General features: G+C 60.9%; 17 protein-coding genes. 10 read left to right on the forward strand and 7 right to left on the reverse strand.

Going from position 1 to position 17,509, the window contains the following annotated elements:
- The first annotated feature begins 164 nt into the window (after positions 1-164).
- The 3 genes from PCOSP_RS05215 (at position 165) to tadA (ending at position 2,716) form a co-directional block, all read left to right on the forward strand.
- On the forward strand, positions 165-689 hold the full coding sequence (locus tag PCOSP_RS05215; protein ID WP_139646015.1) for a helix-turn-helix transcriptional regulator: 525 nt from the start codon (positions 165-167) through the stop codon (positions 687-689).
- Positions 690-842: 153 nt separating this feature from the next.
- The gene (locus PCOSP_RS05220; RefSeq protein ID WP_464710487.1) at positions 843-2,219 is read left to right on the forward strand and encodes a multicopper oxidase family protein; all 1,377 of its coding nucleotides are present in this window, start codon (positions 843-845) and stop codon (positions 2,217-2,219) included.
- Entirely contained in the window at positions 2,219-2,716 is a 498-nt protein-coding gene (gene tadA / locus PCOSP_RS05225) for a tRNA adenosine(34) deaminase TadA (RefSeq protein ID WP_024778933.1), read from the forward strand. The genes PCOSP_RS05220 and tadA overlap by 1 nt, the downstream gene beginning before the upstream one ends.
- A gap of 126 nt (positions 2,717-2,842) precedes the next feature.
- Here tadA and cmoB read toward each other — a convergent pair whose 3' ends face one another.
- Positions 2,843-3,799, reverse strand: a complete 957-nt coding sequence (cmoB, locus tag PCOSP_RS05230) for a tRNA 5-methoxyuridine(34)/uridine 5-oxyacetic acid(34) synthase CmoB (protein WP_041020630.1) — start codon at positions 3,797-3,799, stop codon at positions 2,843-2,845.
- Positions 3,796-4,539: a carboxy-S-adenosyl-L-methionine synthase CmoA gene (gene cmoA / locus PCOSP_RS05235; RefSeq protein WP_024778935.1), complete on the reverse strand. Its 744-nt coding sequence runs from the start codon at positions 4,537-4,539 to the stop codon at positions 3,796-3,798. Before cmoA ends, cmoB begins: the two co-directional genes overlap by 4 nt.
- Before the next feature lie 301 nt (positions 4,540-4,840).
- Here cmoA and PCOSP_RS05240 point away from each other — a divergent pair, with 301 nt between their 5' ends.
- A complete protein-coding gene (locus tag PCOSP_RS05240; RefSeq protein WP_464710489.1) occupies positions 4,841-5,800 on the forward strand; it encodes an omptin family outer membrane protease in 960 nt (319 codons plus the stop codon).
- A gap of 65 nt (positions 5,801-5,865) precedes the next feature.
- Here the strand turns inward: PCOSP_RS05240 and PCOSP_RS05245 are convergent, their stop codons facing one another.
- The 5 genes from PCOSP_RS05245 to PCOSP_RS05265 all read right to left on the reverse strand — a co-directional run bounded on the left by PCOSP_RS05245 (position 5,866) and on the right by PCOSP_RS05265 (position 12,634).
- Complete coding sequence (locus tag PCOSP_RS05245; protein ID WP_139646025.1) at positions 5,866-6,258, reverse strand: protease inhibitor I42 family protein; 393 nt, start codon at positions 6,256-6,258, stop codon at positions 5,866-5,868.
- A 204-nt stretch (positions 6,259-6,462) separates the two neighbouring features.
- Positions 6,463-8,877 (reverse strand): endopeptidase La, encoded by a 2,415-nt coding sequence (lon, locus tag PCOSP_RS05250; RefSeq protein ID WP_139646027.1) that lies wholly within the window; start codon positions 8,875-8,877, stop codon positions 6,463-6,465.
- 168 nt (positions 8,878-9,045) lie between these two features.
- Positions 9,046-10,359: an MFS transporter gene (locus PCOSP_RS05255; RefSeq protein ID WP_464710490.1), complete on the reverse strand. Its 1,314-nt coding sequence runs from the start codon at positions 10,357-10,359 to the stop codon at positions 9,046-9,048.
- A gap of 208 nt (positions 10,360-10,567) precedes the next feature.
- The gene (locus tag PCOSP_RS05260; protein WP_139646030.1) at positions 10,568-11,809 is read right to left on the reverse strand and encodes a CNNM domain-containing protein; all 1,242 of its coding nucleotides are present in this window, start codon (positions 11,807-11,809) and stop codon (positions 10,568-10,570) included.
- Positions 11,810-11,821: 12 nt separating this feature from the next.
- Positions 11,822-12,634: a cytochrome C assembly family protein gene (locus tag PCOSP_RS05265; protein WP_139646032.1), complete on the reverse strand. Its 813-nt coding sequence runs from the start codon at positions 12,632-12,634 to the stop codon at positions 11,822-11,824.
- 196 nt (positions 12,635-12,830) lie between these two features.
- Here PCOSP_RS05265 and ffh point away from each other — a divergent pair, with 196 nt between their 5' ends.
- The 6 genes from ffh to xerD all read left to right on the forward strand — a co-directional run bounded on the left by ffh (position 12,831) and on the right by xerD (position 17,408).
- Complete coding sequence (ffh, locus tag PCOSP_RS05270) at positions 12,831-14,207, forward strand: signal recognition particle protein (protein WP_024778942.1); 1,377 nt, start codon at positions 12,831-12,833, stop codon at positions 14,205-14,207.
- Between the two features lie 228 nt (positions 14,208-14,435).
- Positions 14,436-14,687, forward strand: coding sequence for a 30S ribosomal protein S16 (gene rpsP, locus PCOSP_RS05275; protein WP_007927680.1), 252 nt, complete (start codon positions 14,436-14,438; stop codon positions 14,685-14,687).
- Positions 14,688-14,692: 5 nt separating this feature from the next.
- On the forward strand, positions 14,693-15,229 hold the full coding sequence (gene rimM, locus PCOSP_RS05280; RefSeq protein WP_047702127.1) for a ribosome maturation factor RimM: 537 nt from the start codon (positions 14,693-14,695) through the stop codon (positions 15,227-15,229).
- A complete protein-coding gene (gene trmD / locus PCOSP_RS05285; protein WP_175385127.1) occupies positions 15,211-15,984 on the forward strand; it encodes a tRNA (guanosine(37)-N1)-methyltransferase TrmD in 774 nt (257 codons plus the stop codon). The genes rimM and trmD overlap by 19 nt, the downstream gene beginning before the upstream one ends.
- 44 nt (positions 15,985-16,028) lie before the next feature.
- Positions 16,029-16,379, forward strand: a complete 351-nt coding sequence (gene rplS / locus PCOSP_RS05290; RefSeq protein WP_003175895.1) for a 50S ribosomal protein L19 — start codon at positions 16,029-16,031, stop codon at positions 16,377-16,379.
- Positions 16,380-16,511: 132 nt separating this feature from the next.
- Positions 16,512-17,408 carry a site-specific tyrosine recombinase XerD gene (gene xerD, locus PCOSP_RS05295; protein WP_464710493.1) on the forward strand — a complete coding sequence of 299 codons (897 nt, stop codon included), beginning with the start codon at positions 16,512-16,514 and terminating at the stop codon, positions 17,406-17,408.
- Positions 17,409-17,509 lie beyond the last annotated feature (101 nt).

Below are 17,509 nucleotides of genomic sequence, written 5' to 3' on the forward strand. Positions count from 1 at the left end.
TGTCCGTATAACGACGAGGAGTGTCGTTGCGGTGAGTTCTGTATCACATCGATATGGAGCACGCCGAGAAACCCTGGCAATCATGCGCGAGCATTACGACGCGTCGTGGACAATTTCCCATCGCAATCGTTGCGAGGCTGATGACGATGCTGAGGAGTAAGACAATGGAATATACCTTTACCCTGAAATATCAGCTTGCTGACGATGACCGTACCTCGGATGAACTGGTGGAGCGGCTGGGGGTAGCGGGCTGCGACGATGCCCTGGTAGGCATAGGACAGCCGGGACGGTTGGCTCTCGAATTCACACGCGATGCTCCTGATGCGATTAAGGCTGTGCTCAGCGCTTTGAGCGACGTGCGCCGTGCGGTGCCATCGGCCAGGCTGATTGAGGTTGCTCCTGATCTGGTTGGGCTAACCGACGTAGCCGAGATCGTCGGCGTGTCTCGGCAGAACATGCGCAAGTTGATGTTGGCCCACCCGAGCAGCTTCCCGACGCCCGTGCACGAGGGCAGCGCGTCTATCTGGCACTTGGCGGACGTTCTGACCTGGCTGCAGAGCAAGGGCAGCTATTCGCTTACCCGGAATGTGTTGGACGTGGCCCAAGCAGCCTTGCAGGTCAACGTTGCGAAAGAAGGCCGACGCTTACCAGGATTGGTTTTCAAGGACTTGGAAGCTTTGGTTGGCTGACAACCTGGGATGAGGGCGCCGTGAGGCGCCTTCATCCCATCTGGCGGGGCCGACGCGACAATCCTTCACTTAATCTTTCTCAATTGCAGGTGTATCGTATTCGCCTTTTGCGGACCTGTCGGTTCGCCGCGGATTCAATAGGTGGTTGCATTCATGTCGTTTACCCGTCGCCAAATACTCGGTGGCCTGGCCGGTCTTGTTGTCGTGGGCGTTGGCGCGGGAGGCGCATCGCGGTATTGGTTGGGCAAACGGGCGGATGCCGAGGCTGGCCATGACTATGAATTGATTGCGGCGCCTCTGGACGTCGAGCTGGTGGCCGGGCACAAGACCCAGGCCTGGGCCTTTGGCCCATCAGCGCCGGGTACCGAGTTGCGGGTGCGACAGGGCGAGTGGTTGCGGGTGCGTTTCATCAACCACCTGCCGGTTGCCACCACCATTCACTGGCATGGGATCCGCCTGCCGTTGGAGATGGACGGCGTGCCGTATGTCTCGCAATTGCCGGTGCTGCCGGGTGAATACTTCGATTACAAATTTCGCGTGCCGGACGCCGGCAGCTATTGGTACCACCCCCACGTCAACAGCAGCGAAGAGCTGGGGCGTGGATTGGTAGGGCCGCTGATCATTGAAGAGCGCGAGCCCACCGGTTTCAAATACGAAAAGACCCTGAGCCTGAAGAGCTGGCACGTGGATGAGCAGGGTGAGTTTGTAGCGTTCAGCATCCCTCGCGAGGCGGCCCGTGGCGGGACGGCCGGGCGACTGGCGACCATCAACGGCGTGCCGGAGGCGGTGATCGACCTGCCGGCCGGGCAGATCACCCGGGTGCGCCTGCTCAACCTCGACAACACGCTGACTTACCGGATCAACATTCCCGGTGTCGAAGCGCAGATCTATGCCCTGGACGGTAATCCCATCGAACCGCGCCCGCTGGGCAAGGAGTACTGGCTTGGCCCGGGCATGCGCATCTGCCTGGCGATCAAGGCCCCGCCGGCCGGGGAAGAGTTGTCGCTGCGCAACGGCCCGGTGCGCCTGGGCACCCTGCGCTCGGTGCCCAACGATGACGCGCCGACCCCATGGCCACCAGCATTGCCGGCCAACCCGGTGTCCGAGCCGGACCTGGCCAATGCCGAGAAACTCAACTTCAATTTCGAGTGGGTCGGTTCGGTGTCGGTCAATGTCGACAACGGCAAGCCGCCTAGCTTGTGGCAGATCAACGGCAAGGCCTGGGACATCACCGACAAGACCTGCGCCGACCGGCCGATTGCCACGCTGAAAAAGGGCAAGAGCTACATTTTCGAATTGAAGAACATGACCCAATACCAACATCCGATCCACTTGCACGGCATGAGCTTCAAGGTGATCGCCTCCAACCGCCATAAGGTCATTCCGTATTTCACCGACACCTACCTGCTGGGCAAGAACGAGCGGGCACAGGTGGCGCTGGTGGCGGATAACCCGGGTGTGTGGATGTTCCACTGCCATGTGATCGACCACATGGAAACCGGCCTGATGGCCGCCATTGAGGTGGCGTGATGCGCCAGATTCGTCCTGCCCGGATCATCGACCGCAGTCGCGACCAGGACTTCATGCGCGAAGCCCTGGCGCTGGCCGCGCAAGGGGCGGCCCTGGGCGAGGTGCCGGTGGGCGCGGTGCTGGTGCAGGACGGCGAGATCATCGGGCGCGGCTTCAACTGCCCGATCAGCGGCCACGACCCCAGTGCCCACGCGGAAATGGTCGCCATCCGCGCCGCCGCCCAGGCCGTGAGCAATTATCGCCTGCCCGGCAGCACCCTCTATGTGACGCTCGAACCGTGCAGCATGTGCGCCGGCCTGATCGTCCACTCCCGCATCGCCCGGGTCGTCTACGGCGCCCTGGAGCCCAAGGCCGGCATCGTGCAGAGCCAGGGGCAGTTTTTCAGCCAGGCGTTCCTGAACCATCGGGTAATGTTCGAGGGCGGGGTATTGGCGGAGGAATGCAGCACGGTGTTGAGCGAGTTCTTCAAGGCGCGCAGGGCCAAATCCCAGGATTGAACACCCCCCGCCTTTGTGGGAGCGAGCCTGCTCGCGATAGCGGAGCGTCAGTTAACACACCTTTGACTGATTCACTGCTATCGCGAGCAGGCTCGCTCCCACAGGGATGGGGGTTGTTTGATCTATTTATTTACGCGCCACAATCACCGCCCGCATCGGCGCCGGCAAGCCCTCGATGGTCTTGCTGTGGTCGTCGGGGTCGAGAAAATCGCTCAGCGACTGATACTTCATCCACTCCGTGCTGCGTTGTTCTTCCACGGTGGTCAGGCTCACGTCCACGCAGCGCACATCGCTGAAACCAGCGCGGCGCAGCCAGCGTTCCAGGGCCGGCACCGAAGGCAGGAACCAGACGTTGCGCATCTGCGCATAGCGGTCCTCGGGCACCAGCACCTGGTGCTCGTCGCCCTCGATTACCAACGTTTCCAGCACCAGCTCACCACCCTTGACCAGGCAGTCCTTGAGGGCCAGCAGGTGTTCGATGGGGGAGCGGCGGTGATAGAACACGCCCATGGAAAAAACCGTATCGAAGCCTTCCAGGTCCGGCGGCAGGTCTTCGAACGGGAATGGCAGGTGCCAGGCATTGGGTTGGGAAAGGTAGCGTTGCACCGCCTGGAACTGGCAGAAGAACAGCCAGTTGGGGTCGACGCCGATTACCGTGTCGGCCCCGGCACCAAGCATCCGCCACATGTAGTAACCGTTGCCGCAGCCCACATCGAGAATGCGCTTGCCCTTGAGATCCAGGTGCGGCGCCACACGCGACCACTTCCAGTCCGAGCGCCATTCGGTGTCCACGTGCACGCCAAACAGGTCGAACGGCCCCTTGCGCCATGGCGACAGGCCCATCAGTGCGGTGCGCATCTGCGCGCGGGTTTCATCGCTGCAATCGGTATCGAGGGTCAGCCCGTTCAACAGGTCGATTTCGCTCGGCTGCAACACCGGCAAGGCGTCGAGGGCGCTTTGCCAGCGTTCCAGGTCGCCATGGCCCTTTTCCATTTTGGTGTCGAGTTGCGTCTGCAGCGTCGCGGCCCAATCGGCCAGGGGCGTGCCGGCCAGGCGGCGGGCGAGGGGGGACAGATCAATCATGGCAAGGCTATCAACGAGGCGAAGTTAAGACATTGGAACCACGGCACGACTTTCGAGAACCCGGCCGCCAACAGGCGTTCGCGGTGTTCTTCGAGGCTGTCGGGCTTCATGACGTTTTCGATGGCGCTGCGTTTCTGGGCAATCTCCAGCTCGCTGTAGCCGTTGGCGCGTTTGAACGCCACGTGCAGGTCGGTGAGCAATGCGTGCTCCTGCGCATCGTTGAAGCGCAGCTTTTCCGACAGGATCAGCGCGCCACCGGGCAGCAGGGATTGGCGAATGCGGCTCAACAAGGCCGTGCGCTGATCCGGTGCGATGAACTGCAGGGTGAAGTTCAGCGCCACCACCGAGGCCGGCTGGAACTCCAGGGCCAGGATGTCGCCCTCGATCACCTCCACCGGCAGCAGCTCCTGGAACATCGAGTCCTGGCCGTTGAGGTATTCGCGGCAGCGCTCGACCATGGCCGCCGAGTTATCCACAGCGATCACCCGGCAACCGTCGGTGCGCACATGGCGGCGCAGGGCCTGGGTCACAGCGCCCAGGGAGGAACCCAGGTCATAGAGCACGCTGCCCGGCTGGGCGAATTGCGCGGCAAGCACGCCGAGGTTTTCGACAATGGTCGGGTAGCCTGGCACCGAACGCTTGATCATGTCCGGGAACACCCGCACCACGTCCTCGTTGAAGGCGAAGTCAGGCACTTGGGCCAGGGGTTGGGCGAATAGGCGATCAGGGTCGTTGCTCACGGCGGTTCCAGCGGCAGGGTGAAAAGGCGGGCATTTTAGCCAATTAATGCGCTAAAGCGTGATCTTTGATCGACGCCCGGACCCGTCCTCATGCTCATTGGCTCCACGGGGGCCTGCGACAGGTCGGTCGAGATGAATAGCGTGCAACTTCCAGGCACATTTTGTTTAGCGGTGTTTTCGATTCGTTTCTTGCTGAATAAAGTTGCGTTGATATAAAAAGCGCAACTTCAAAAGCGACTGTTGATGTGCATGCAATTGCAAGAGGCGGCGGAACTAAATTAACTCATCAGGGAAGTTGTAGATGTTTTTACAAGGGGCGAAAGCAGCTGGGCTAATTCATTTTTTTATATTTGCAACAGTCGCGACGGTTGCGCTTCCAGTCGCTGCTGATAGCACGGGGCATTTGTACGTAAATGAGAAAGTTACGCTTGGCATCAATGCAGGCGTTCTGAGTGGTCAGACCCACGAGCGGGTCTACGCGCCCGAGGAGGGCGGGAGGAGGATCAGCCAGCTCGACTGGAAGTACAACAATGCTGCGGTCATCAAAGGCTCTCTCGATTGGAACGTGCTGCCTTGGATGTCACTAGGGGCGTCGGGCTGGACGACCATCACCAGCACGGACGGTTACATGAATGACGATGACTGGGTCGATGCCTCCCAGAGCCAATGGACAGACCGCGCCGTCCACCCCAACACAACCCTGAGGTATGCCAACGAATTCGATATTAATCTCAAGGGGTGGCTATTGAACGAACCTGTTTATCGCCTGGGCCTGATGGCTGGGTACCAGGAGCGCCGCTTCAGCTTTACCTCCAAGGGGGGATCCTTTAGTTACAACAGCGGTGCATACACTGGCGAGTTCCCAGCGGACGTAACGATCATTGGCTACAAACAGCACTTTAAAACTCCGTATGTTGGATTGGTCGGCAGCTATCGATACAAGCGTTTCGATATGGAGGGGGTGTTCAAGTACAGTCGCTGGGCTTCTGCCACTGACATTGATGAGCACTACCTGGCTGATAAGACGTTTGTCGGCAAAACAAAGCATCAACAGTATTATTCGTTGGGAGGAAAGTTGGGCTATGACATGACCGCCAACACGAATATTTTCGTGGAGAGCGCGTGGAGTCGCACACGGAATAAAAAAGGCAGCCTTACCGTCAAGAATCGTTCCGATAAATACCGCGATAGCTACACCGACTCCGCAGGCATCGAAAGCTCCAGCGTCATGACCACCATCGGGCTGAAATACGTTTTTTGAACAAGACGCGGCGCTGCATCGTGAAGCCAGGCGCGCCCATCAGCACGAGGGCGGCCGGGCCGTTCTCACTTCACCGCAATGGCACAGTCGAAGGTTTCCACGGGCGGTACTTCGGGGGCCCAGGGCTGTTGATAAGTCAGGCGCAACCGCCCGGTACCGGTGGCGAATGCCTGGAAGCGCCAGGTCGACACACCAGCGGCGCCGACGATGCCGGCATCTTCCGGATTGCGGTAGACCTCGGGCCCCAGCGTTTTCAACACGCCGCCCGCTGAATCCTGGATGGCCCAGCGGTACCCGGTGGTGGGGTTGCTGGGCAAGCTGAGGATCATGTTCTGCCCGTTGTTGAGCCGCACCGGGCATTCGCTGAGTTTCTCCACGGTCACGTTGTTTTTCGGTTGCGTGGCGCAAGCGCTCAGCAGGGCGAGGCTGACGGGGATAAGCAGGCGGGTGAGGGACATGGGGGCTCCGGCATTCACGACGAATGGGGAGCATAACCGAGATGCTACGGGGTGTGTCAGGTGGGCATAGGTTGTTGGTGGTGACATCATCGCGGGCAAGCCTTGCTCCCACAGAGCAGGGTGTGGATCACAATTTCTGTGAACAACACCCATCCCCTGTGGGAGCAAGGCTTGCCCGCGATGGGGCCAGGGCAGACATAACCCTCAGAACAACACCTTCGCCACATCCGCAAAGCGCTTGGCAAAGTGCACCGTGACGCCTTCCTTCAGATAGTCCGGCAGTTCTTCGAAGTTGCCCCGGTTGGCTTCCGGCAGGATCAACTCGAGGATTTTCTGCCGGCGCGCCGCGATGACCTTTTCACGCACCCCGCCAATCGGCAGTACATGCCCGGTGAGGGTCAGCTCGCCAGTCATGGCGACACCTTTCTTCGGTGGCTGGTTGCGGGCCAGGGACAGCAGGGCGCTGGCCATGGTCACCCCGGCGCTCGGGCCGTCCTTGGGCGTGGCGCCTTCCGGCACGTGCAGGTGGACGAAGGCTTCGTCGAAAAACTTCGGATCGCCGCCGAATTGCTGCAGATGCGAACTGACATAGCTGTGGGCGATTTCCGCCGACTCCTTCATCACGTCGCCCAGTTGCCCGGTGAGCTTGAAGCCGCGATTGTGGGTGTGGATGCGCGTCGCTTCGATCGGCAGGGTGGCGCCGCCCATGCTGGTCCAGGCCAGGCCGGTAATCACGCCGATGCCGGACAGTACCTGCTCGTTGCGGAACACCGGTTTGCCCAGGGACGCCTCAAGGTCTTTCGGCCCGAGCTTGATCACGGCGTTTGGCTCGTCGATCAGCTTCATCACCGCCTTGCGCACCAGTTTGCCCAGTTGCTTCTCCAACTGCCGTACCCCGGCTTCGCGGGCGTAGCCGTCGATCAGGGCCTTCAAGGCACTGTCGCTGATGCTCAGGCTGCCCTTGGACACCCCGGCCTTGGCCAGTTGCTTGGGCCACAGGTGGCGCTTGGCGATGGCGACCTTTTCTTCGGTGATGTAGCCCGACAGGCGAATCACTTCCATCCGGTCCAGCAGCGGGCCGGGGATCGAATCCAGGGTGTTGGCGGTGCACACGAAGAGCACTTTGGACAGGTCCAGGCGCATGTCCAGGTAGTGATCGAGAAACTCGACGTTCTGCTCCGGGTCGAGGGTTTCCAGCAAGGCCGAGGCCGGGTCGCCCTGGTAGCTCTGGCCCATCTTGTCGATCTCGTCGAGCATGATCACCGGGTTCATCACTTCGACGTCTTTGAGCGCCTGCACCAGTTTGCCCGGCTGGGCACCGATGTAGGTGCGCCGATGCCCCTTGATCTCGGCTTCGTCGCGCATGCCGCCCACACTGAAACGGTAGAACGGCCGGCCGAGGGATTCGGCAATGGACTTGCCCACGCTGGTCTTGCCCACGCCCGGTGGGCCCACGAGCAGCACGATGGAGCCGCTGATCTCGCCTTTGTAGGCACCCACGGCGAGGAATTCGAGAATACGATCCTTGATGTCGTCCAGGCCGGCGTGGTGCTGGTCGAGCACCTTGCGCGCGTGCTTGAGGTCGAGCTTGTCCTGGCCGTATACGCCCCACGGCACCGAGGTTGCCCAATCGAGGTAATTGCGGGTGACGGCGTATTCCGGCGAACCGGTTTCCAGGATCGAGAGCTTGTTCATTTCCTCTTCGATGCGCTTCTGGGCCTGGGCCGGCAGCACCTTGCCTTCCAGCCGCTGCTCGAACTGCTCGAGGTCGGCGCTGCGATCATCCTTGGTCAAACCCAGTTCCTGCTGGATGACCTTGAGCTGTTCCTTGAGGAAGAACTGGCGCTGATGTTCGCCGATCTTGCTGTTGACCTCAGCCGAGATCTCTTTTTGCAGCCGCGCGACTTCCACTTCCTTGCGCAGCATCGGCAGCACTTTTTCCATGCGCTTGAGCATGGGCACGCAATCGAGCACTTCCTGCAGTTCATTGCCGGTGGCGGAGGTGAGTGCGGCGGCAAAGTCCGTCAGCGGCGACGGATCGTTGGGGCTGAAGCGGTTGAGGTAGTTCTTCAGTTCTTCGCTGTACAGCGGGTTGAGCGGCAGCAGTTCCTTGATCGCATTGATCAGCGCCATGCCATAGGCCTTGACCTCGTCGGTCGGCTCGCTGGGCTGGTGCGGGTATTCGACTTCCACCAGGTACGGTGGGCGGTGGTGCTTGAGCCAGGTGCGGATACGCACGCGGGTCAGGCCCTGGGCGACGAACTGCAACTTGCCTGCTTCGCGACTGGCGTGGTGCACCTTGACCAGCGTGCCGTACAGCGGCAGCGCCGACGTATCGAAATGGCGCGGGTCTTCCTGGGGCGTATCCATGAAGAACAGCGCCAGGGAATGATGTTCGGACTTGGCCACCAGTTCCAGGGTTTCGGCCCAGGGTTCTTCATTGACGATAACCGGCAGCACCTGGGCCGGGAAGAACGGGCGATTGTGGATGGGGATGATATAGACCTTGTCCGGCAGGTTCTGGCCGGGCAGGGCCAGGCCGGTGCCGGAGGCGGTGTGCTCGATATGTTCGGGGTCAGCGTATTCGTTCGTGGCTTCTGTAGAGTGCTGGTCGCTCATGGGGCACCTGCGCAATGGAGTATGGAGCTTAGATGGGGCAGGTGGGGGGTGGTTTCAATGGTAGGCGATTGTTAGCGGCTATTTCATGGCGTGTTGTTCAGCGTCGTGACAGGTGCTGTGGCGAGGGCGCAAGCTCCCCCGCCACAGTGGAACGTATGTCCGTTGGCTTCAGACAACCCGATTCAAATCGTTATGGCGGGTTTCCTTCAAGCACAGCACCGCGATCACGCTGAGTACAGCGGCAGCCGATACGTAGCCGCCGACATAGCTCAAGCCGCCCATGGCCACCAGTTTCTGGGCAAAGAACGGGGCGGCGGAGGCGCCGACGATACCGCCCAGGTTATAGGCCGCCGAGGCGCCGGTGTAACGCACGTGGGTCGGAAACAACTCCGGCAGCAAGGCACCCATGGGGGCGAAGGTCACGCCCATCAGGAACAGCTCGATACACAGGAACAGTGCCACGCCCGCAGTCGACCCCTGGGTCAGCAACGGTTCCATGAGAAAGCCCGAGGCAATCGCCAGCAGACCACCGGTGACCAGCACCGGCTTGCGCCCGAAGCGGTCGCTGGCCCAGGCGGACAACGGTGTGGCGGCGGCCATGAACAGCACGGCAAAACACAGCAGGGCAAGGAAGGTTTCGCGGCTGTAGCCGAGGGTGGCGACGCCGTAGCTCAGGGAGAACACCGTGGAGATGTAGAACAGCGCATAACACACCACCATCGCCGCTGCGCCCAGCAATGTCGGCGCCCAATACTGGCTGAACAGCTCGACCAGCGGCACTTTCACCCGCTCCTGACGGGCCACGGCGTTGGCGAAGACCGGGGTTTCATGGAGCTTGAGCCGCACATAGAGGCCGACGATCACCAGCACGGCGCTGAGCAGGAACGGAATTCGCCAGCCCCACGAGCGGAACTGCTCGTCATCCAGGGTCATCGCCAGGCTCAGGAACAGCCCGTTGGCCGCCAGGAAGCCAATGGATGGGCCCAGTTGGGGAAACATGCCGAACCAGGCGCGCTTGCCCTTGGGAGCGTTCTCGGTGGCGAGCAGCGCGGCGCCGCCCCATTCACCTCCCAGTCCCAATCCCTGGCCGAAGCGCAGCAGGCACAACAGGAACGGTGCCCAGGCGCCAATGCTGGCATAGCCTGGCAGCACGCCGATGAGGGTGGTGCACACGCCCATCAGCAGCAGCGACGCCACCAGCGTGGACTTGCGGCCGATCCGGTCGCCAAAGTGGCCGAACAGCGCTGAACCCAGCGGACGGGCGAGAAAGGCGATGCCGAACGTCAGGAACGACGACAGCATCTGTGCCGTGCCTGACGTCTGTGGGAAGAACACCGGTCCGATTACCAGGGCCGCAGCCGTGGCGTAGACGTAAAAGTCATAGAACTCGATGGCGGTGCCGATGAAACTCGCGGTCGCCACGCGGGTGGTGGAGTTCGTCGGCTGGGCAGGCACGGCGTCGTTGCAGGTCGTGGTGGTCATGCAGTTATCCCTGACAGTCATGTGCTCCGTTGGAGCGAATTATTATGGTTGAAGACGACTATTTTGCTGCTCCGTGCTGGTGCAAGGGCACTATGGGATCGAACTGTGGGAGCAAGGCTTGCCCGCGATGAACGATAACGCGGTTCTAACTGTTGCACTGCGGTGGGGCCTTCGCGGGCAAGCCTTGCTCCCACAGGTGTTGCGTACGCTAGGTAGCTGTCGGCACCGAACTGTTATGCCACACCAGCACCTGGCTGACGCGGTTGTCCACGGTTTCGATGATTTCCAGGCGATAACGGCCGATTTTCAGGCAGACCGGGCTTTCGGGAATGGTTTCCAGCGCTTCGGTCACCAGCCCGTTAAGGGTCTTGGGTCCGTCGCAGGGCAGGTGCCAGCCCAGGGTCTTGTTCAGTTCGCGAATCGACGCCGCGCCATCGATCATCAGGCGCCCGTCCGGCTGTGGATGCACGTGAGGGTTGTCGAGGCTGTGCTCGCTTTCGAACTCGCCGACGATTTCTTCGAGGATGTCTTCCAGGGTAACGATACCCAGCACTTCGCCGTATTCGTCCACCACCATGCCCAGGCGCCGCTGCTGCTTGTGGAAATTCAGCAGTTGCAGTTGTAGCGGCGTGCTTTCAGGCACGAAGTAAGGTTCGTGGCAGGCGGCCAGCAGCGCTTCCTGGGTCAGGCTTGCGTCCGCCAGCAGATGGCGGATCTGGCGGGTATTGAGCACCGCCTCGACCTGGTTGATGTCGCTGTGGAACACTGGCAGGCGGGTTCGGCGATTCAGGAGCAACTGCTCGATGATCTCCCCGATGGGGTCGTCGAGGTTGATGCCGTCGACTTCGCTGCGGGGGACCAGGATGTCGTTGACGGTGATGTTGTCGAGGGCATGGATGCCGGAGATCGGATGCGCACGCCCGGTGTTCTGCTCATGTTCATGCTCGACGCGTGCCGGTGCGGGCATTTCGTCGTCGCTTTGCTGAACTGCACTGGTCTTGCGTGCAAAGGGTCGCAGCAGCAACTCACTCAGGTTGTTCAACAGCCAGGCCAAGGGGTAAATCAGCTTCAATGGTACGCCAAGCAGGGTGTTGCCCAGCGCCAGTATCGCGTCCGGGTAACGGGTGGCCAGGGTGCGTGGCAGGTAGTCGGCGAACACCAGGAGCGCCGCGCTGATGGCGAGCCAGGCGATCCAGGGGCCGTTTTCCAGCCAGGTGAAGATCGCCAGCAAGGTGCCGATCACCAGTGCCAGGGCGCGACACAGCGTATTGCACAGAATCAGGCTGGTCAGGGGGAAGTCCAGCTTCGCCAGCGGCTTGTCGCCGGCGCGCGAAGCCTTGCGCTGGGCCAGCAGGTGGTGCCGGGCGGCTTCGATGGCGGTAAACAAGGCCGCCCAGAGGATCAGCACGACCAGTACAGCGAGCAGCGGCCCCGCGGGCAACCTATCCATCAGCGCCGTCCGTCAGATATGCAGGATGTATTCACGGACCAGTTTGCTGCCGAAGTAGGCCAGCATCAGCAGGCAGAAACCGGCCAGGGTCCAGCGAATGGCTTTATGGCCGCGCCAGCCGAGACGGTTGCGGCCCCACAGCAGCACGCTGAACACCACCCATGCCAGGCAGGCCAGCAGGGTCTTGTGCACCAGGTGCTGGGCGAACAGGTTCTCGACGAACAGCCAGCCGGAGATCAGCGACATCGACAGCAGGGCCCAGCCGGCCCAGAGGAAACCGAACAGCAGGCTCTCCATGGTCTGCAGCGGCGGAAAGTTGCGGATCAGTCCGGACGGGTGCTTGTTCTTGAGCTGATGGTCCTGCACCAGCAGCAGCAAGGCCTGGAATACTGCGATGGTGAACAGGCCATAGGCGAGGACCGACAACAGGATGTGGGCGAGGATGCCCGGCTCTTCGTCGATAACCTGCACCGTGCCCGACGGCGCGAACTGCGCCAGGAGCACCGTTGCCAGCCCCAGCGGGAAGAGCAGCACCAGCAGGTTTTCCACCGGGATGCGCGAGCAGGCCAGCAGTGTCAGGGCGATCACCGCGACGGCGATCAGGCTGGCGGCGTTGAAAAAATCCAGGCCCAGGCCAATCGGTGTCATCAGGTGGGTATAAAGGCTGGCCGCGTGGCCAAGCACCGCCAGCACGCCGAGCGTGACCAGCAGGCGTTTGTTCGCCTTGGCACCGGTGGCCAGGCGGGTGCCTTGATAGAGGGTCGCAGCGGCATAAAGGCAAGCGGCGGCGAGGGAGGCAAGCAAGCTGGGTGACAAGGGGAGCATAAATCCTGTTAGGCAAGCCCGAAAGGCGCTGAGTTTGGCATAGAACCCATCCTGCACGAAAGACCGCCGCGAGGTGTACGCGGCACGCTTCTTCGCTATAATCCGCGACCTGCCCACGCCGCAGGCTCGCCGAGCACATTTTTCACGGTCTGGGCCGCCATTATCCCGGCCTCATACGGGCCTGAAAGGATCGCGCATGTTTGAAAACCTAACCGACCGTCTCTCGCAGACGCTGCGCCATGTCACCGGCAAGGCGAAGCTGACCGAGGACAACATCAAAGACACCCTGCGCGAAGTGCGCATGGCGTTGCTCGAAGCCGACGTCGCCCTGCCGGTGGTCAAGGACTTCGTCAATTCGGTCAAGGAACGCGCCGTCGGCACCGAAGTGTCGCGCAGCCTGACGCCGGGCCAGGCGTTCGTGAAGATCGTCCAGGCCGAACTCGAAAGCCTGATGGGCGCCGCCAACGAAGACCTGAACCTGAGCGCCGTGCCGCCCGCGGTGGTGCTGATGGCCGGTCTGCAGGGCGCGGGCAAGACCACCACCGCCGGCAAGCTGGCGCGCCTGCTCAAGGAGCGCAAGAAGAAGTCGGTGATGGTGGTGTCCGCGGACGTCTACCGTCCGGCGGCGATCAAGCAGCTGGAAACCCTGGCCAACGACATCGGCGTGACGTTCTTCCCGTCCGACCTGAGCCAGAAGCCGGTGGACATCGCCCAGGCGGCCATCAAGGAAGCGAAGCTCAAGTTCATCGACGTGGTCATCGTCGACACCGCCGGTCGCCTGCACATCGATGAAGAGATGATGGGCGAGATCAAGGCGCTGCATGCCGCGGTCAACCCGGTGGAAACCCTGTTCGTGGTCGATGCCATGACCGGCCAGGACGCGGCCAACACCGCCAAGGCCTTTGGCGATGCGCTGCCACTGACCGGCGTGATCCTGACCAAGGTCGACGGTGACGCCCGTGGCGGTGCCGCGCTGTCGGTACGGGCCATCACTGGCAAGCCGATCAAGTTCATCGGTATGGGCGAGAAGAGCGAAGCGCTCGAGCCGTTCCACCCTGAGCGCATCGCATCGCGCATCCTGGGCATGGGCGACGTGCTCAGCCTGATCGAGCAGGCCGAGCAGACCCTCGACAAGGAAAAAGCCGACAAGCTTGCGAAGAAATTAAAGAAGGGCAAGGGCTTCGACCTCGAAGACTTCCGCGACCAGCTGCAACAAATGAAGAACATGGGCGGCCTCGGCGGGCTCATGGACAAGCTGCCGAACATCGGCGGCGTGAACCTGGCGCAGATGGGCAACGCCCAGGGCGCGGCTGAAAAGCAGTTCAAGCAGATGGAAGCCATCATCAACTCCATGACCCCGGCCGAGCGCCGCGACCCTGACCTGATCAGCGGTTCGCGCAAGCGCCGTATCGCCATGGGTTCCGGCACCCAGGTGCAGGACATCGGTCGCTTGATCAAGCAGCACAAGCAGATGCAGAAGATGATGAAGAAGTTCTCCACCAAGGGTGGGATGGCCAAGATGATGCGCGGCATGGGCGGTATGTTGCCCGGCGGCGGCATGCCCAAGATGTAAGAATCCAGGCACCGGCAGTCATGCCGGTGCAACCCACGGGGACGTGGGATCCCCAGCCAACCCGTCATTCGCGGGCGCTGATCGTCGCAGATCTGAATGGCAGCCCGGCACTCGCCGGAAAAAGTCATTTGCAAAAGTCTGGATATTCCTTAGAATATGCGGCCTTTCGGGCACCCATGCCCGCTGTGCATTTAGATTTGCAGCACCGACTACAGGAACGATGTTCACATGCTAACAATCCGTCTTGCCCTTGGCGGCTCCAAAAAGCGCCCGTTTTACCACCTGACCGTAACCGACAGCCGCAACCCGCGTGACGGTTCCCACAAAGAGCAGGTTGGTTTCTTCAACCCTATCGCCCGTGGTCAGGAAGTTCGTCTGTCCGTGAACCAAGAGCGCGTTGCCTACTGGCTGAGCGTTGGTGCACAACCTTCTGAGCGCGTTGCTCAGTTGTTGAAGGAATCGGCTAAGGCTGCGGCCTGAGCAATATGAACGCGACGCCAAAAGATGCTGATGATCTGATCGTTGTCGGCAAAATCTATTCTGTACATGGCGTTCGCGGCGAAGTGAAGGTGTATTCCTTTACTGATCCGATCAAGAACCTGTTGGACTACAAAGCCTGGACGCTCAAGCGCGAAGGCAGCGTGAAACAGGTTGAGCTGGTCAGCGGACGCGGGAACGACAAGTTCCTGGTCGCAAAGCTCAAGGGTCTCGATGATCGTGAAGAAGCGCGTCTTCTGGCCGGTTATGAGATCTGCGTGCCGCGCAACCTGTTCCCTGAACTGACCGACGGCGAGTACTACTGGTACCAGCTGGTGGGTCTGAAGGTCATCGACCACCTTGGGCAATTGCTCGGGAAAATCGATCACCTGCTCGAGACCGGTTCGAACGATGTCATGGTGGTAAAGCCTTGCGTCGGCAGCCTGGATGATCGCGAACGCTTGTTGCCCTATACGGAGCAGTGTGTGTTGGCCGTTGACCTGGAGGCAGGCGAGATGAAGGTGGAATGGGATGCGGATTTCTGAACGTGGCCAATTTGCGCGTTGAAGTCATCACATTGTTTCCCGAGATGTTTTCCGCCATCAGCGAGTACGGCATAACCAGCCGCGCGGTGAAACAGGGGTTGTTGCAACTGACCTGTTGGAATCCGCGGGACTACACCACGGATCGGCATCACACTGTGGACGATCGCCCGTTTGGCGGTGGTCCGGGCATGGTGATGAAGATCAAGCCCCTGGAAGATGCGCTGGTTCAGGCCAGGGCGGCAGCCGGGGAGGGTGCGAAGGTGATCTACCTGTCGCCCCAAGGCCGCCAGCTGACTCAGTCGGCGGTACGCGAACTGGCGAATTCGGATGCATTGATCCTGATTGCCGGTCGTTATGAAGGCATTGACGAGCGTTTCATTGAAGCTCATGTCGATGAAGAGTGGTCGGTTGGCGACTATGTACTGTCTGGCGGCGAGCTGCCGGCGATGGTCCTGATCGACGCGGTTACACGACTGCTGCCTGGAGCTTTAGGGCATGCGGATTCCGCTGAGGAAGATTCCTTTACGGATGGTCTGCTGGATTGCCCGCACTACACCCGACCGGAGGTGTATGCGGATCAGCGTGTTCCCGACGTGTTGCTAAGTGGCAACCACGCGCACATCCGGCGTTGGCGTTTACAGCAGTCCCTTGGTCGGACCTGGGAACGACGCGCCGATCTTCTGGAAAGCCGCTCGCTTTCTGGAGAAGAGAAGAAGCTGCTCGAGGAATACATCCGCGAGCGGGACGATAGTTAACAACGTATCGATGGTAAGTCCGAGACTTGCCTTAGGAGCACAGCATGACTAACAAAATCATCCTTGCACTCGAAGCAGAGCAGATGACCAAAGAAATCCCTACCTTTGCCCCGGGCGACACCATTGTCGTTCAGGTGAAAGTGAAGGAAGGTGACCGTTCCCGTCTGCAAGCGTTCGAAGGCGTCGTTATCGCCAAGCGTAACCGTGGCGTGAACAGTGCTTTCACCGTTCGTAAAATCTCCAACGGTGTTGGCGTAGAGCGTACTTTCCAGACCTACAGCCCGCAAATCGACAGCATGGCTGTGAAGCGTCGCGGTGACGTGCGTAAAGCCAAGCTGTACTACCTGCGTGACCTGTCCGGTAAAGCAGCTCGCATCAAGGAAAAACTGGCCTGAGTCCAGCTTCCGATGCAAAAAAAAGCAGCCTGAGGGCTGCTTTTTTGTTGCCTGCGATTTGCTCTTTGAGCACCCTGCGTACTTTCTTTATCGTATGAATGCAGCGTGCATGCGCATCCGCCAAGAGTGTTTATGCCAGCCATCGATCATCCGCTGATAGACCAGTTTCTCGACGCCCTGTGGCTGGAGAAGGGGCTTTCCGACAATACCCGTGACGCTTATCGCAGCGACCTGGCGCTGTTCAACGGTTGGTTGCAGGAGAAGAACCTGGAACTGGCCAATGCCGGACGGGAGCTGATCCTCGATCACCTGGCGTGGCGCCTGGAGCAGAACTACAAACCGCGCTCAACCGCACGATTTCTCTCCGGGGTGCGTGGGTTCTATCGTTATTTACTGCGGGAAAAACTGATTGCGGTGGATCCGACCTTGCGGGTGGAGATGCCCCAGTTGGGGCGCCCGCTGCCCAAATCCCTGTCCGAAGCCGATGTGGAGGCACTGTTGGCGGCGCCGGACCTCAGCGAAGCCATCGGCCAGCGTGACCGAGCCATGCTGGAGGTCCTGTACGCCTGCGGCTTGCGCGTCACCGAGTTGATCAGCCTGACGCTGGAGCAGGTCAACCTGCGCCAGGGGGTCTTGCGGGTGATGGGTAAGGGCAGCAAGGAACGTCTGGTGCCGATGGGCGAGGAAGCAATCGTCTGGGTCGAGCGCTACCTGCGTGACGGTCGCCATGAACTGCTGGGTGGTCGCCCCAGCGACGTATTGTTCCCGAGCCGTAACGGCGATCAGATGACTCGCCAGACGTTCTGGCACCGCATCAAGCACCAGGCCAAGGTCGCCGGGATCGGCAAATCCCTATCGCCCCACACCTTGCGCCACGCCTTTGCCACGCACCTGCTCAACCACGGTGCCGACCTGCGGGTGGTGCAGATGCTGCTGGGCCACAGCGACCTGTCCACCACCCAGATCTACACCCATGTCGCCCGGGCGCGGTTGCAGGAACTGCACGTCAGGCATCATCCGCGGGGTTGAGGGAGAGATGCACCGCCCCACAGCGTTATGGGGTTTTCACCGCCTCGATGGTCCGCCGAGATCTGCTGTGGGAGCAAGGCTTGCCCGCGATGGCCACACCG

The organism is Pseudomonas sp. MAFF 730105 (assembly GCF_055380705.1).